This window comes from Flavobacterium quisquiliarum (assembly GCF_019308285.1).
In the GTDB taxonomy this organism is placed as follows: Bacteria; Bacteroidota; Bacteroidia; order Flavobacteriales; family Flavobacteriaceae; genus Flavobacterium; species Flavobacterium quisquiliarum.
The window spans coordinates 50,491-65,239 of record NZ_WWEM01000009.1 but is presented as its reverse complement, the minus strand read 5'-3'; the positions used below and the strand labels follow the sequence as shown (position 1 = coordinate 65,239).

Sequence of the window (14,749 nt, the reverse complement as noted above, 5' to 3'; positions counted from 1 at the left end):
AAATTTGAAAAGATTCTAAATAAGGATTTCAAAAAATTGTCGTAAATTCATAAGAATTTTATATGTGTTTTGCGATAAAAACATATTCTTAATAAAAACGATATGAAAAATTTACTTTCACTTTTGCTGTTATTTTCATTGATAGGCTGTAAATCTACAGCAGGCAAAACTTCAGATAACAAACAAACTACTTCTGAATATGGAACTCAGGAAGACGAAATGAAATACTTTTTTACCGGAACCGGAAATGAACCGTTTTGGGGAATTAAAATAGGAAATGAAGAAATCGTTTTTACTTCGCTAATTCCGGGAAAAGAAAAATTGGTTTTTCCAGCGGTTGAAGCGATAAAAGCGATGGATGCCAATGTAAAGATGTACAAAGTTAGTAATGAAACTTCGACAGCGACAATCACAATTCAGCAATTGGAATGTCAGAATTCGATGTCCGGTGCGATTTCGCCATATAGTGTAAAAGTCGAGATCAAAAATAATTCTGAATTAGAATTGAAAAAACTTAGTGGTTGCGGAAAATATAATACTGATTATCGTCTTCATGATATCTGGGTTTTGGAAGAACTTAATGGCTATAAAGTCTTTGCAACTGATTTTCAAAAAGAAATGCCAAGAATCGAGATTAATTCAACCGAAAATAGATTTTCTGGTTATGGTGGTTGTAATGCGATTAGCGGTTCTATTTTTTATGAAAAAGATTTGTTGCGATTTACCAAAGTAATTTCAACATTAATGGCTTGTTCACCTGGAAATAAAGAAGGTGAATTTACTAAAGCGTTGCAGAGTACAACTACGTATTCTATTGAAAATAATAGATTGACGCTTTCGAATCCTTCTGGGAAACTTTTGATTTTTAAGAAGGTGGATTGATTATTATTTGTTCCCGCAGATTTTGTAGATTGAGCAGATTTTTATCGCATTTTTTGTCATTTCGACGAAGGAGAAATCTCCACGAGAAGCTCCACAAAGTTTAGCTTATTGGAACGGAGTTACTTGCGAAGATTTCTCCTTCGTCGAAATGACAATATTATGGTGAATTTGTTGCTCTGACCAATGATTTTACTCAAACAATTCCTTAGTTCCTTCCTCTTCATCATTACCTTCAATAAAATCCAATTCCAAAGCTTTTACACTTTGAACTGCATTTCCGGCAATACCACGAATGGAACCATACATTCCTAAAGTATTATGAACCACTTTTTCGATTTGTTTTTCGCGTTGTTTCCAGATTCTCTGCATGGCTCTTTTTTCTGAATCTAAGTCGCTTTGCATTTGTGTAAAACCTTCTACAATTCCTTCAATCTGCAAACGGAATTCGTTGCTGGTTAAGAAATCATACAACATAGACATTTTATCGCCTTTGTTTTCCTGCGCCTGAACAGCTTGATTGATCTGAATTAAAGACTGACGCAAAACAGCGCTTAAACCTTTAAATTCTTCGTAAGTACAAATCCAGATTCCGTCGCGCATGCCCATTCGTTCCATTCCGTTTGGCATAACTTCGGTGACCAAAACGCCGATATTGGCTCTTTTGATTCTGATATCGTTTTTGAATTTTTCGATCCAAGATGGCTGAAAAGCCTTTGTTCTTTTACTTTCGTAATAAATCGAACCGCAGTTTTGATGTTCGCGTGTGTTTACAATTTGAAGACAGTCGGCACCATTTGCGCCTTTTTTAACTTCGTCAATGCTGTCAAGCGGGAAGTTATTGGCTAGCCATTCTTCGATTGCCAATTCCATTACTTCGCCTTGCAATTGCATAGAACCTTGTTCCTGTTTGCGTTTCATTTCTTCGGTTAATTTTTTCTGTTCTTCTAATTGCTTTTGAAGTTCTTTAAATTTTAACTCGTTTTTATCGTCTTCTTGTTTTCTGATTTTTTCGCGTTCCAAAGCCAATTGCGTGTTCAGTTGCTTTTCAGCTTCAGCCTGAATGGCATCTTTCATTTCCAGTTTTTCGCGCTGTAATTTGGCGATTTCACCTTCCATTTTATTTAATTCCCTGATTTTTTCCGATTTTTCAGAGAGTTCTTTTTCCATTAAAAGCAAACGATCTTTGTTTTCTTCTTCGAGTTTAGTTTTTAGTTTTTCAGAAATTTCCTTTTCGGCAATTTTTCTTTCACGCTCCAAACGCTCGGCAAAAAGCTCGTTTTCTTGTTTCTTTTTGGCTTCAAATTCTGCTTTGGCTTTGTCCAATTGCTCATTTTTAAGCTCTAATTCTTTATTTTGAATAGTTGCTTTTTGTTGAAATTCTTTACGGATGCTGTCTTCCAATTGATGTTTTAAAACATCATTGACATCGATAGGAGTTCCGCAGTTTGGACACTGAATTGAAGATTGCTCAGCCATTTTTATATTGAATTTTTATTGTAGAATTTGAATTTGCTAAGGTATTTAAAAGTTCTCTTTTTATAATGTGGATTTCTGTACTAAATTGTAACGAATTTTTGTTATGGCCACGAAGGCGCTAAGACGCAAGGTTTTTTTTGCCACAGATTAAAAGGATTGGAAAGGATTTTTATGTTTCACGCAGATTTTAAAGGATTTAGGCAGATTCTGCAAATGATTATTTTTTAAAATCTGCTAAAATCTGCTGAATCTGCGTGAAACTTATTTTTTTACTTTTAATTAATAAAATTTGCGTCTTTGCGAGATTAAAAAAAACTTTGAGCCTTAGGGCCTTTGTGGCAATAAAAAAGCAACAGCAGATTGCGTAATCTCTGAATCATCTTCCCTCGAAGTGATAATCGAAACATCTGTTTTTAGATTTACCTTTTTCAATTCAACAAAACCAATTTCAGGATCATGATTGTTTTTGGCAATATTAGAAGGAACAATCGAAATTCCCAATCCATTTTTGACTAATTGTACGATGGAGTTGATGTTATTGGCTTCGTGAATAATCTTCGGCGTAAAACCATAAAAAGCGCAAAGTTCTAATAAAACTTCATGATAATGTGGCGCATAATCTTTATTGAAAAACACAAACGTTTCGTTTTTCAATTGTAAAATATCGTTTTCAGATTTTATCTGAACTGATTTTTTATTGTAAACCAATGAAAATCCATCTTTAAACCATAAATCGGATTTGATTTTTGGAGATTTTACAGGAGAACGAATAATTCCCATTTCGATTTTTCCTTGTTCTAAGGCAGTGATTTGTTTGGCAGTTGAAATCTCAAATAATTTGAAATTGACATACGGAAACTGTTTTTTTAAATGTTTGATTAAATCTGAAATCACAGCAGAATATATCGAACTGATATAAGCGATTCTGAATTCACCAGAAACATTTTCGGCTATCTTTTTTGTCTTTGCAGAAATAAGTTCCAAATTCTGGAAAAGAGTTTTAATTTCTTTTTCAAAATATTTTCCTGCTTCTGTGAGTTCGACTTTTTTATTATTTCTAATGAAAAGCTTTGCTTGAAGTTCTTCTTCTAATTCTGCTATTTGTCGGCTTAATGGCGGTTGTGAAATAAAAAGTTTTTCTGAAGCTTTGGTAAAGTTCAGTTCTTCAGCTACAGCCAGAAAATATTTTAGATGACGTAATTCCATGATACTTTTAAAGTATTATTTATTGATAAAAATAGTATTTTTAAAGTATTTATGAAAGAGATAGTTTTGAAAAAAAAATAATCCTCTCGCAGATTCAGCAGATAGGGCAGATTATTAATTAATTTTATTAAAATCATTCTTAATCACAAAAATTCCGATCATATAATAGCAAAAAGATCCCCTAAATCTGCGTGATCTGCGAGAGATAAAAAAACAGGAGCTATGAAAAAATCATCTATTCAAGAAATCAAAGAACGGTTTGACAATGATGTTGAACGATTTTCAAATTTAGAAACGGGGCAAGTGGCTACAATAGATGCGACTATTTCTTTGGAATTAATTACTGAAGCTTCAAAACGTATCGTTCCGAATGCCAAAAATGTACTGGATGTTGGCTGTGGAGCTGGAAATTATACTTTAAAAATGCTGTCTAAAGTACCAAACTTGAATTGTGTTTTGATTGATTTAAGTTTACCAATGTTAGACAGGGCTTTTGAAAGAGTTTCAGCAGAAACAAATGGAAAAGTCGAAATTAAACAAGGTGATATTCGTGAAGTAGATTTAAAAGAAAACAGTTTTGATATTATTTTGGCAGGTGCGGTTTTACATCATTTGCGTGATGGTGAAGATTGGGAAACTACTTTTACAAAGTTATTTAGATTATTAAAACCGGGAGGCTGTTTAATGATTTCGGATTTAATTACGCAAGACACAGAATTGTTGAATGAATATACGTGGCAACGTTACGGAGAGTATTTGGAAGGAATAGGAGGAGCGGAGTATCGTCAGAAAGTTTTGGATTATATCGAAAAGGAAGATTCGCCAAGATCTATGAATTACCAATTGGATTTGATGAAAAAAGTAGGTTTTTCTAAAGTTGAAATCTTGCATAAAAACATGTGTTTCGGAGCTTTTGGAGGAATTAAATAAGTTTTGTTAGCCACGAATTCACGAATTAATTCAAAATTTTTGCGTATAGATTTAAAAAATAAAATTCGTGAATTCGTGGCTATAAAAAAACTATGCATCTACTGGCATCGGATATTTAGTTCTTAAATCAAAAACTAATTCTGAAGGGCCGTTTTTTTGGAGGTAGTCTAGTTTTTCAACGGCTTCTTCCATGGTTGGGATTTGGCCTGCTGGAATCCACCACATGGCGGTATGGGCTTTTCCGAATTTTTGAAACCACTCTTTACGGCGTCTTAGGAATTCGCTGTGAAACGTTTTGTACATATAATGTTCCAGTGTTTCTATGCTTTCCCAAACCGATACATTGATAATGATTTGCTCATCATTGTACGGATTCAGACTTGTAGCATTGTAACTGTCGGTATCGTCTTTTAGTCTCCAGACAAAACCTTCGCTCTCTTCAGCTAGTTTATTTACGGTGTCTAAGTTGTCCACAAATTCTTTCATGATTGGATCGTTGATGTCGACTCCTTTCATTTTGGCAATATTAATTTCGGCAAGATGGTATTTGCTCATAAAATATATGTTTCTGAATTTTAAGCAATTTAGCTTTTTTCTGGATAGTTTTTCCGCCGCGAATTCACGAATTTATTTTTTTTAATCTATGCGCTTAGTATTTAAAATAATTCGTGAATTGCTTCGCCTGTTCGCTATCGCTCGGGTCGTGGCGAAAAAAAACTTATAAAATCTGAGCTGTTTTGTAAACCTGGATTGGAGTTGAAACTAAGGATTCTGTTTTTTTTATGAATTCTTGTAAGTAAGGTTGGCTGTTGTGTAAATCTAATCCAGGCTGGTCTTTCCATTCTTCCCAAAGAATAAAAACATTTTCGGAGGTATGTAAATCGTAACGAATACAGGCCTCTTCTTTTCTAGTTTCGGTAACTAGGTGAGTAAGCATATTTTTAACTTCAATTAAATGCTCTGGTTTACTTTTTAAAATTGCGGTAATCGAAATCATAATTATAAGTTTTTAAAAGTTTGCTCTAAGTGTTTGGTGTAATTCTCTTTAAAGATAACGATATTTTCTATTGTAGCGCCTTTCTCAACATCATGAAAGTGGAATCCGTCTAGTTTTTCCATTCCTGTGAATTTGTTCATTTTGTGGAAACCAAACATTACGCCTTCATCAACTGATTTTTGATCGAAGAACTCACCTGGAAGTGTAAAAGCTGTTGCAGGAGCATTCCAGCTTGTGGTCAGCATGTATTTGCGTCCGTGCAGAAGTCCGCCGGTTCCGTAATTGATGTCTGGATTTACACGGCTTCTTCCGTCGCTTTTGTAAATTCCTTTGTTATGGCCTGCGGTGAAAACATCGTCGATGTATTTTTTAAAAAGGTTTGGTAATTGAAACCACCAAACTGGTGTATGGTAAATGATAATATCTGCCCAAACAAATTTTTCGACTTCTTTGTCAAGATCGATATTGTCTTCTACGTGAGTTGTTTTGATTTCGTATTCGTTGTTTTTGGAAAGAAATTCGGTTGTCCAGTCCTGAACTGTTTTGTTGAATTTTCCGCCTGAATGGGCAAATTTCTGCCCGCCGTTAATTATAAATATCTTTTTCATTTTACTATTGGTTTTATTAACGTCTTTATATTGAAATTTAAAGGCGCATTTTTTTCTTTATTTTTTAATCTCGCAAAGACGCAGAGTCGCAAAGTTTTTGTTTACCTAAATTGAGATATAAGTGTTTCTTTTGAAAACGGATGTGTGAGGGATTGAGGCGGTATCCTTTTGTGGAATGAAATGGAACAAAAGATATAGCTGAAAGCCCGACCCGGAGGGGCACACCCAAATTATTTTAATTGTTTGAGATTTTTTTTAAACACATAGAAACATAGATTTTTCTTTCTTTCTTGAAAAGGGAATTGAAAGAAACTAGTTTCTAACACATAGCTATGTGATTTTTAGAAAAGTGAAACGCCTTTGTACGCAATGAATAACTATGTTTCTATGTGTTTAAAAAATAATTAGTCTACTTTAGAAAGTGCTTCATTAATGAAAGCAAGTTCTGAAGCTGATAAATCGAAATCCATAGTTTTAGCGTTTGAAATGGCTTGTTCGGCATTTCTTGCTCCGGCTAAAACAATTGAAATTCCTTTTTGTAATGTTGTCCAACGCAATACTAATTGTGCGATAGAAATATGTTTGTCGTTTGCCAGCGAACTTAGTTCTTCGATTAGGGTTTTTACTTTTTGTAAATCGAATTTTCCGAAATAACCGTTGCGGTGATCGTTTTCTTTTAACTTGCTGTCGGTGAAATATTTCCCTGTCAATAAACCTCTTTCCATCGGACTGTAAGCAATGATTCCGATATTTTCTGCGATGGTAAAAGGAAGTAAATCTTTTTCGATACTTCTGTTCAACATGCTATACGCCACCTGATCTGATGCAATCTGAACCTTTTTTTGCGCTTCTTTGATTTGTTCAATATTGTAATTACTTACACCAAAAGCTTTGATTTTTCCTTGTTGAATTAAGGTTTCAACGGCTTCCATGGTTTCAGAAATTGGCGTTGTGCTGTCTGGCCAATGAATTTGCAGTAAATCGATATAATCGGTTTTAAGGCGTTTTAAGCTTTCTTCGATTTCTTTAATTACGTTTTCTTTTGATGAGTATTTGTAAATAGGCACTTGTTTTCCGTTATCATCAGCATCAAAAAAGAAATCGCCTTTTCCGTTGTTGCTTCCGTCCCAAACTAAACCAAATTTGGTTAACAATTGCACTTTTGAACGATCGTACGATTTTATTGCTTCGCCAATCATTTCTTCGCTTAAACCAAATCCGTAAAAAGGAGCGGTGTCGATTGTGGTTACTCCGTGGTCGATAGAAGCCTGAACTGACTCGATTGAATCTTTCTTTTCAGTTCCGCCCCACATGGTTCCGCCAATTGCAAAAGCACCGTATGTTATAGCTGATAATTCTAGTTCTGAATTGCCTAATTTTCTATATTCCATGATAGTAATTTTATTTTGATTAATTTGACGAGGCAAAATTATACCATTTTTAAGGTTTTAATTTGGTATATATTTGTCTTTTTTAGGTATATTTGCAACTTCAAATAAAATAGATTATGAAAAAAGAGAATTTATACGAGCCTTTTACGGTTTCTTTTGAAACTTTAAACGAATATCCGGATGTGGGTGATCGCCATAATTTCTTTGAACTGGTTTATATTCTTGAAGGAACAGGAAGACAGTGTATTAATAAAAATATTTTTGAGTACGATCCAGGGCATTTGTTTTTATTGACGCCAGAGGACTGTCATAATTTTACCATTGAAACAGAAACGAAGTTTTTCTTTTTGAGGTTTAATGATATTTATTTGAAAAATTCGAGTTTGCAAAATGAGAATGTGCAGCGATTGGAATATATTCTTCAAAATGCGAATCATCAGCCGGGTTGTATTCTAAAAAATGATCCTGATAAGTGTTTGGTGAAAGTGATGATTGAAGCAATCTGTCGCGAGCATCAGGATAAAGATGTTTACAATCAGGAATTGATTCAGCAATTGGTGAATACTTTGATTATAATAGTTGCTCGTAATATTGCGAAATATCTTCCAGAGCAGGTTAATATTGGTACAGAGGCTAAAGCTATGGATATTTTGCAATACATTCAGAATAATATTTATTTCCCTGAAAAAATTAAAGCGGAATCCATAAGTGATTATTTCGGGATTTCAAATACGTATTTAGGACGTTATTTTAAGAAGCATGCGAGTGAAACGATGCAACAATATATCAGTAATTATAAAACGAAACTGATTGAGCATCGTTTGCAGTTTAGTGATAAACGTATTAATGAAATTGCGTATGAATTTGGTTTTACGGATGAAAGCCACTTTAATAAATTCTTTAGAAAACAAAAAGGGTATAGTCCATCTGAGTTTAGAAAAACGATTCGATTAAGTGCTTAGTTTTTTTTGCCACGAATTCACGAATTTACTCTAATTTTTGGACTGTTTTTATTTCACATATAATACTTGTAAAAAAAACTGTTAAATCTGCTCAATCTGTGAGAGGAAAAAATCTGTGTAAATCCGCGTTTTTGCAAAGCAAATCTGTTTTATCCGTGTGCCTTAATTTTCTTTTTCAATTATAAAACTAAAATGCTCAGTTTTACCCGCTTTTAAATTGTTGATTTCGTTTTGAATTAATTCTTCTAATGAATCGGCAACTATGATTCTTGACCAGGATTCATTTTGGAGTTCGATAATCTGTCCAAATTTTCCTTTTGAGGCCGGGTCTGTGTCGTAAAGTAAATAATCTCCGTTTCTTCCGGTTGCAAACGGAATCCATTTTGGATTGGCGTAGTTGTTGGTTTTGATTTTTTCGAAATCTACTTCATCTTGTTCTGGTAAATCGTCTTCGTCAAATTGCAGATCTTGTATGGAAATCCATTCTTCCGTAATGTCTTGAAAAGGAATAAGTTCGTAACTCCAATTGTTTATCGCCAACTGAAATGCTGATGTAACGGCATCGTAATCGACATTGTGAACTTTGTAGAAATTTACTAGAGCAGGAGGGATTGTTATTTCATCTTCAATAACTGAATGATTGTTTATATCATCTTCTGAAATTCCTTCTGCAAGATTGTAATAATCATTATTTTCAGAAACAATTTTATTGATTTCAGAAATCCATTCTTTCCAAAGTGGTTCAAAGAATTTGAATTCGAGATCAACAGGAGCTGAAATTTTTTTCTCTTCTTCCTTGCGTGGAGAAATGCTTAAACTCGTAATTTTACCATCTTCTTTGTCAAACCAAACGCTGATTCCGTTTAGGATAAAAGCACCGCTTCTGTCTCCTTTAAAAAGTTTTACAAGCTGTTTTTTGTTGTTTTCGTAGTATTTAAATAATTCGTAACCATCAAAAATAAATTCGCCAGTAAAGATACTTTTTGCACAAAAATCGTATTCACGAAGCTCTAATTCAAGTCCTATACTTTCGACTTTGTCTCCTTCTTTAGAAAAAGCCATAATCCCTTGGTCGTCCCAAGTATAAATGTGATTGTATTTTTTTTTAGTATATCTAGAATTTCCTAAAGCCTGTTTTAAAACTTTTATATCAATTGGGAATTCGATGTTTATATTGTTGATCTGAAAGCCGTTTTTGGATAATTCAAGTTTTGCCATTGTTTCTTTTTGTAAGGATTTTTTACTAGATAATTTTCTTGATTACACGAAGTTTATGGGTATGTCTTTTTAATTCGGGATTGTAAATTCCGGTATGGTCTAAACGATCGATACGGACTTTTCCACTTGCGTGAATGATATAGTTGTTTTCCATAATGATTCCAACGTGGGTAATATTTCCTTCGTCGTTGTCAAAGAAAGCTAAATCGCCCACTTCACTTTCTTCAATAAAACTTAAAGGTTCTCCTTCAAGCGCTTGTTGCGAAGCATCACGATGAATTTTATAGCCGTTTAGTTTGTAAACCATTTGAGTAAAACCGGAACAGTCAATTCCAAAAGGAGTTTTTCCGCCCCATAAATACGGAGCATTCAGATACATAAAAGCAGTTTTAATTAAAGCGCTTTTAGGTTTGATACCGCTGGTTTTGGTTCCTTCAAAATCAAAGTTGGAAATATTGATTTCGCTATTGTTTAGAAAAGATAAAGAAGCTCCAAGGGGAATTGGAAGCAATAGGTTGTTTGGAGCTGTGATATAATCAATCAAATCAGCATTTAGAATAATTGACTCTTTGCTCAAAAGATCAAATTGCTCTTTGGTAATTTCCTGATATTGTTTAGAATCGACCCAGCCTTCGTAGTCGTCAAACTGAATTCTTATTTTAGCCCATTGATTATGGCGTTCTAAAATTTCGATATGTTCGCCAAATAAAAGCTGTGTTACGATTTCACTTCTGTCACTAGCTTCAGCTCGAACGGGTACTATGGCTAAATTGCAAATTCCAAACATGTAAGGAAATTTATAAGTTGAAAATCAGGAGTTACCTTATATAACTCCTGATTTTTTGAGATATTGTTTATGCTCTTTCGATAACAATTGCTGATGCACCTCCGCCACCGTTGCAAATTGCAGCAGCTCCGGTTTTTGCATTGTTTTGTTCTAAAACATTCAGTAAAGTTACAATGATACGTGCTCCAGATGCTCCAAGAGGATGTCCTAAGGAAACAGCACCACCGTTTACGTTTACTTTATCGTTATCTAGGTTTAAGATTTTCGCATTGGCTAAACCAACTACAGAGAAAGCTTCATTGAATTCAAAGAAATCAACATCTGAAATTGAGATTCCTGCTTTGTCTAATGCTTTTGGTAATGCTTTTGCAGGGCTTGTAGTGAACCATTTTGGCTCTTGCGCAGCATCTGCATAACCTTTAATGTAAGCTAAAGGTTTTAAGCCTAATGCATTTGCTTTTTCTTCGGACATTAAAACTAAAGCAGCGGCTCCGTCATTAATTGTCGATGCGTTTGCTGCAGTTACCGTTCCGTCTTTTGTGAAAACTGGAGCTAAAGATGGAATTTTATCTAATTTTACATTAGTATATTCTTCGTCTTTAGAAAATATAATAGGTTCGCCGCGTCTTTGTGGTACTTCAACAGGAACAACTTCATTGTCGAATTTTCCAGCATCCCAAGCTTTAGCGCTTCTCTCATAAGATTGGATTGCAAATGCGTCTTGCTCTTCACGGCTGATTTTGTATTCAGTTGCACATAAATCAGCGCAAACTCCCATTGCGTTGTTGTCATAAGCATCTGTCAAGCCATCTTTTTGCATTCCATCCAGCATAGTTGCAAGACCAAATTTGTTTCCGGCACGCATTTGTACATAATGTGGAATCAAGCTCATGCTTTCCATTCCGCCCGCTACAACAATCTCAGCGTCTCCACATGCAATTGCTTGCGCAGCGAACATAACCGCTTTCATTCCAGAAGCACAAACTTTGTTTACTGTTGTAGCGGCAACTTCTTCAGACAAACCAGCAAAAAGTGCAGCTTGGCGAGCTGGAGCTTGTCCAACTCCTGCCTGAATTACATTACCCATAAAAACTTCATCAACTAGTTTTGGGTCTAGGTTAATTTTTGAAAGCGCTCCCTTAATGGCGGCAGCACCTAATTTTGGCGCGGGTACGGTAGATAAACCTCCCATGAAACTTCCGATAGGTGTTCTAACGGCAGAAACGATAACAACTCTTTTGTTCATTTTCTGTGTGATATAGTTAATAAAGCAAATTTACTGTTTATTTAATTATATTCAAATTTTGTATTGAATAGGGCGGATTTTAAATTTGGGTCAATTTTTTGTTAATTCTATTTGTTTGATTGTGAAGTGGTTTTGAAAAAAGATAAAAAAAAACTAAAAAAACTCAGAAAAAAGCTTGTGAGAAAAGGAATGTTGTTATACATTTGCACTCGCAAAACGGAAGCAATTCCACTAGCAAGGAGAGGTGCCAGAGCGGTAATGGAGCAGATTGCTAATCTGTCGACGGGTAACCGTCGCCAGGGTTCGAGTCCCTGTCTCTCCGCTTAAATTTTGCCTCGGGGTGTAGCGTAGCCCGGTTATCGCGCCTGCTTTGGGAGCAGGAGGTCGCAGGTTCGAATCCTGCCACCCCGACTACAATTGAAATAATGGACGCATAGCTCAGCTGGATAGAGCACCTGCCTTCTAAGCAGGCGGTCGAAGGTTCGAATCCTTCTGCGTTCACACTTAAAGCCCTTGTTTTTCAAGGGCTTTTTTGTTTTCTGTATTTTTTTGCGTCAGTAAATGCTCTGTAAAAACTCTTCTTTTTTTATAGTTCTTGCAGGATTTTTAGATGTGAATGTTTTAGTAAAATCATTAACTCCATTTGGCATAAGAATAAAAATGAGGTTTTTTTTACAGGTTATTGGTTATTTAAGAAAACACTGTAAAACTTGAGCTCCGATAAAATATTCTTAGAAAATCACCATAAAATTTTCGGCAAAAAAGATATTTCCTCTATTTTATTTGAAAAAAAATATTGAATGTTATTAATAACAAGTAAATGTATTTTTTTGAAATTTTAAGTTGGATTTGTGTAGTATATATATATTCGATGTGTTAAATTTGCGCTGTAAAGTGTTGTCTTTACACCAAGTTGTTTTTATTAGAATATTCACGTATAGTTTATAACTTTATTTGTTATTCTAAATTTCCAGATTTAATCAATAACATTTTGAATCAATACATGATAGACCCAACTCGTTAAGTTGTAATTAAGAGAAAGGATAAAAGTGTATTTAGGTATTAGCTTAGATTTTCTAGTTAAACTTTTAAACTGAATAATTGATTTTAGGAGTAAACAGCAATATGTTGCAAAGCTTGATTTCTTATTATTTATATGCGCTTAAAATTTATTCTTCTCCTATTTCTATTCTTAGTTTCTTGTAACTTAAGTTATTCTCAAGGCTCGAAATTCGATAAAGTTTTTGATGAAACCTCTAAAGTGTTGTTGAGTTCAAACCCAGAAAAGGCTTTACGAAATACGGCTTATCTTTATGAAATTTCAGCAAACAATACAGAGCGTATTAGAGCTTCTATGCTTAGGGCGACTCTTTTGCGTCAGCACGGTATGCGAAATGAAGCCGTTACAGCCTTAAAGCGTGCTGATAGTTTGGCAGTGTTGGATAAAAATTATAATCTTCAAGCTAGGATAAATGGTTTTCTTTCGACGATTTATCGCGAGTATGAAATCTACAGTCTTGGAAAAGTGTATTTGCAAAGAGCGATTGCAGTTAGTAAAAAGATTGAAGATAAAAATGAAATGTATAAATTTCAAGGAACCTTATCTCAAGAAATTGCATATTATGAAATGTACAATTCTAATTTCTCCAAAGCAATTCACGATCTTAAAGCTGGAAAAAAGAAATTTGAATTGGCAGATTCAAGTATAGATAAAAATTTTCATATTGCGGTTAATGATGAGCTTATCGGAAAAAATTACCTTTCGCTGCAAAAGATTGATTCGGCTTTGGTTTATTTTCAAAAAGCAGAGAAGGAGCTTTCGGAATCGGAATCTTCTAATAGTCCGCTAAAGGGGTTTATATTTAATGGTTTCGGAAATGTTTATGCACGTACTGGCGATGATAAAAAGGCACTTCTTAATTATCAGAAAGCGGAAGAGATTGCAATAGCTTCTGATTTTTTTACCTTAAAACAAGAATTGTATGCTTCTTTAATGCAATTTTATAAAAAGACGGACTATAAAAAGTACATCGAGTATAATGAATTGAATTTAAAGTTAAAGAAAGACGAGGAGGATAGTCGTAAAAGTAATACAGATGATTTGATTAAAACGCTAAGAGAAGAGCAGAAAAATAATCAGTTAAAAAATGATCAAAGTAGAATTATTATTTTTCTTGGCTGTTTTATTTTTATTGTTTTGATTATAATGTTGGTCTATGTATTTAAAAGAAAAAAAGATTATATAAAACCTGAAGCAGTTAGTGGCAATAATGAGGTAATAGAAATCGAAGATTTAAAACCTAAGCAGGAATCTTCTAAAGAATATATGTCGGAAGCGACGGAAAGTGCTATTTTGGAAAAGATACAAAAGCTGGAAGAGTCTCATTTTTATCTCGATAAGGATATTTCTTTAAATTATGTTGCCGTAAAACTTTCTATCAATCAGCGATATTTGTCTTATGTAATAAACAAAAACAAATCAATAGATTTTGCGGGATATATTAATGAGCTGCGAATACATTATATTACCGATCGTTTGAGAAATGATAATAACTTTTTAAAGTATAAAATTAGTTTTCTTGCAGACCTGTGTGGTTTTTCTTCTCATAGCCGATTTACAACTACTTTTAAAAAGGTAACAGGAGTTTCTCCGTTAACTTTTATTACGGATCTTCAAGAGCAACGTGATGAAGAAAAGAAAGATCTTTAAGGAATCAGATTAAAATAGTATTATGCTAAAAAAAACATCAATTTTGATTTTTCGAAATTGGTGTTTTTTCATTTTAGATTCATCTATTTAAAAGAGTAAAACTAAAAGTAGATTTTGTCTTTTTGTTGTATTAAGTAGTTCTTTAATTAGCATTTTTTTATAATAAACGAGACTTTTTTTGGGTTCAATTTAGCGGACTTCTTTAAAATAAGATGTTGTTAATGAGCGAAAAATAGCATAATTTTTTAGTCAGTTTAGATTGTGTTCTCAAATCTTAATTTACTCCTGTAATCCTCTTCTTATTTTCTCTTAAAAAAGGCTTAATCAATTGTTTTT

At 33.9% G+C, this 14,749-nt stretch carries 13 protein-coding genes and 3 tRNA genes; 7 read left to right on the top strand and 9 right to left on the bottom strand.

Going from position 1 to position 14,749, the window contains the following annotated elements:
* Nucleotides 1-102 precede the first annotated feature (102 nt).
* Nucleotides 103-882, top strand: a complete 780-nt coding sequence (locus GSY47_RS01970; RefSeq protein ID WP_179002923.1) for an META domain-containing protein — start codon at nt 103-105, stop codon at nt 880-882.
* 189 nt (nt 883-1,071) lie between these two features.
* Here the strand turns inward: GSY47_RS01970 and GSY47_RS01965 are convergent, their stop codons facing one another.
* Both GSY47_RS01965 and GSY47_RS01960 read right to left on the bottom strand, forming a co-directional pair.
* Complete coding sequence (locus tag GSY47_RS01965; protein WP_179002924.1) at nt 1,072-2,358, bottom strand: DUF2130 domain-containing protein; 1,287 nt, start codon at nt 2,356-2,358, stop codon at nt 1,072-1,074.
* A 324-nt stretch (nt 2,359-2,682) separates the two neighbouring features.
* Nucleotides 2,683-3,564, bottom strand: coding sequence for a LysR family transcriptional regulator (locus GSY47_RS01960; protein WP_179002925.1), 882 nt, complete (start codon nt 3,562-3,564; stop codon nt 2,683-2,685).
* Nucleotides 3,565-3,786: 222 nt separating this feature from the next.
* On the opposite strand from GSY47_RS01960, the gene GSY47_RS01955 reads away from it, so the two are divergent.
* Nucleotides 3,787-4,494 carry a class I SAM-dependent methyltransferase gene (locus GSY47_RS01955; RefSeq protein ID WP_179002926.1) on the top strand — a complete coding sequence of 236 codons (708 nt, stop codon included), beginning with the start codon at nt 3,787-3,789 and terminating at the stop codon, nt 4,492-4,494.
* Nucleotides 4,495-4,584: 90 nt separating this feature from the next.
* Here GSY47_RS01955 and GSY47_RS01950 read toward each other — a convergent pair whose 3' ends face one another.
* From GSY47_RS01950 to GSY47_RS01935, 4 genes are all read right to left on the bottom strand, one after another.
* Nucleotides 4,585-5,049: a DUF3291 domain-containing protein gene (locus GSY47_RS01950; protein ID WP_179002927.1), complete on the bottom strand. Its 465-nt coding sequence runs from the start codon at nt 5,047-5,049 to the stop codon at nt 4,585-4,587.
* 163 nt (nt 5,050-5,212) lie between these two features.
* The gene (locus GSY47_RS01945; RefSeq protein WP_179002928.1) at nt 5,213-5,491 is read right to left on the bottom strand and encodes a putative quinol monooxygenase; all 279 of its coding nucleotides are present in this window, start codon (nt 5,489-5,491) and stop codon (nt 5,213-5,215) included.
* A 2-nt stretch (nt 5,492-5,493) separates the two neighbouring features.
* A complete protein-coding gene (locus tag GSY47_RS01940; protein ID WP_179002929.1) occupies nt 5,494-6,099 on the bottom strand; it encodes an NAD(P)H-dependent oxidoreductase in 606 nt (201 codons plus the stop codon).
* Between the two features lie 404 nt (nt 6,100-6,503).
* A complete protein-coding gene (locus GSY47_RS01935) occupies nt 6,504-7,490 on the bottom strand; it encodes an aldo/keto reductase (protein WP_179002930.1) in 987 nt (328 codons plus the stop codon).
* A gap of 116 nt (nt 7,491-7,606) precedes the next feature.
* Here GSY47_RS01935 and GSY47_RS01930 point away from each other — a divergent pair, with 116 nt between their 5' ends.
* The gene (locus GSY47_RS01930) at nt 7,607-8,452 is read left to right on the top strand and encodes an AraC family transcriptional regulator (protein ID WP_109194259.1); all 846 of its coding nucleotides are present in this window, start codon (nt 7,607-7,609) and stop codon (nt 8,450-8,452) included.
* 162 nt (nt 8,453-8,614) lie between these two features.
* Here the strand turns inward: GSY47_RS01930 and GSY47_RS01925 are convergent, their stop codons facing one another.
* From GSY47_RS01925 to GSY47_RS01915, 3 genes are all read right to left on the bottom strand, one after another.
* Entirely contained in the window at nt 8,615-9,670 is a 1,056-nt protein-coding gene (locus tag GSY47_RS01925; RefSeq protein WP_179002931.1) for an SMI1/KNR4 family protein, read from the bottom strand.
* A 25-nt stretch (nt 9,671-9,695) separates the two neighbouring features.
* A complete protein-coding gene (locus tag GSY47_RS01920; RefSeq protein WP_179002932.1) occupies nt 9,696-10,457 on the bottom strand; it encodes a C40 family peptidase in 762 nt (253 codons plus the stop codon).
* A gap of 67 nt (nt 10,458-10,524) precedes the next feature.
* Nucleotides 10,525-11,703: an acetyl-CoA C-acyltransferase gene (locus GSY47_RS01915; RefSeq protein ID WP_219071084.1), complete on the bottom strand. Its 1,179-nt coding sequence runs from the start codon at nt 11,701-11,703 to the stop codon at nt 10,525-10,527.
* A gap of 238 nt (nt 11,704-11,941) precedes the next feature.
* Between GSY47_RS01915 and GSY47_RS01910 the strand changes: the two genes are divergently transcribed.
* From GSY47_RS01910 to GSY47_RS01895, 4 genes are all read left to right on the top strand, one after another.
* Nucleotides 11,942-12,025, top strand: a tRNA-Ser gene (locus GSY47_RS01910).
* Nucleotides 12,026-12,039: 14 nt separating this feature from the next.
* Nucleotides 12,040-12,114 (top strand) — tRNA-Pro (locus GSY47_RS01905).
* Nucleotides 12,115-12,130: 16 nt separating this feature from the next.
* Nucleotides 12,131-12,204: transfer RNA gene (locus GSY47_RS01900), tRNA-Arg, on the top strand.
* 655 nt (nt 12,205-12,859) lie between these two features.
* A complete protein-coding gene (locus GSY47_RS01895) occupies nt 12,860-14,413 on the top strand; it encodes a helix-turn-helix domain-containing protein (protein ID WP_179002934.1) in 1,554 nt (517 codons plus the stop codon).
* Nucleotides 14,414-14,749: the final 336 nt, after the last annotated feature.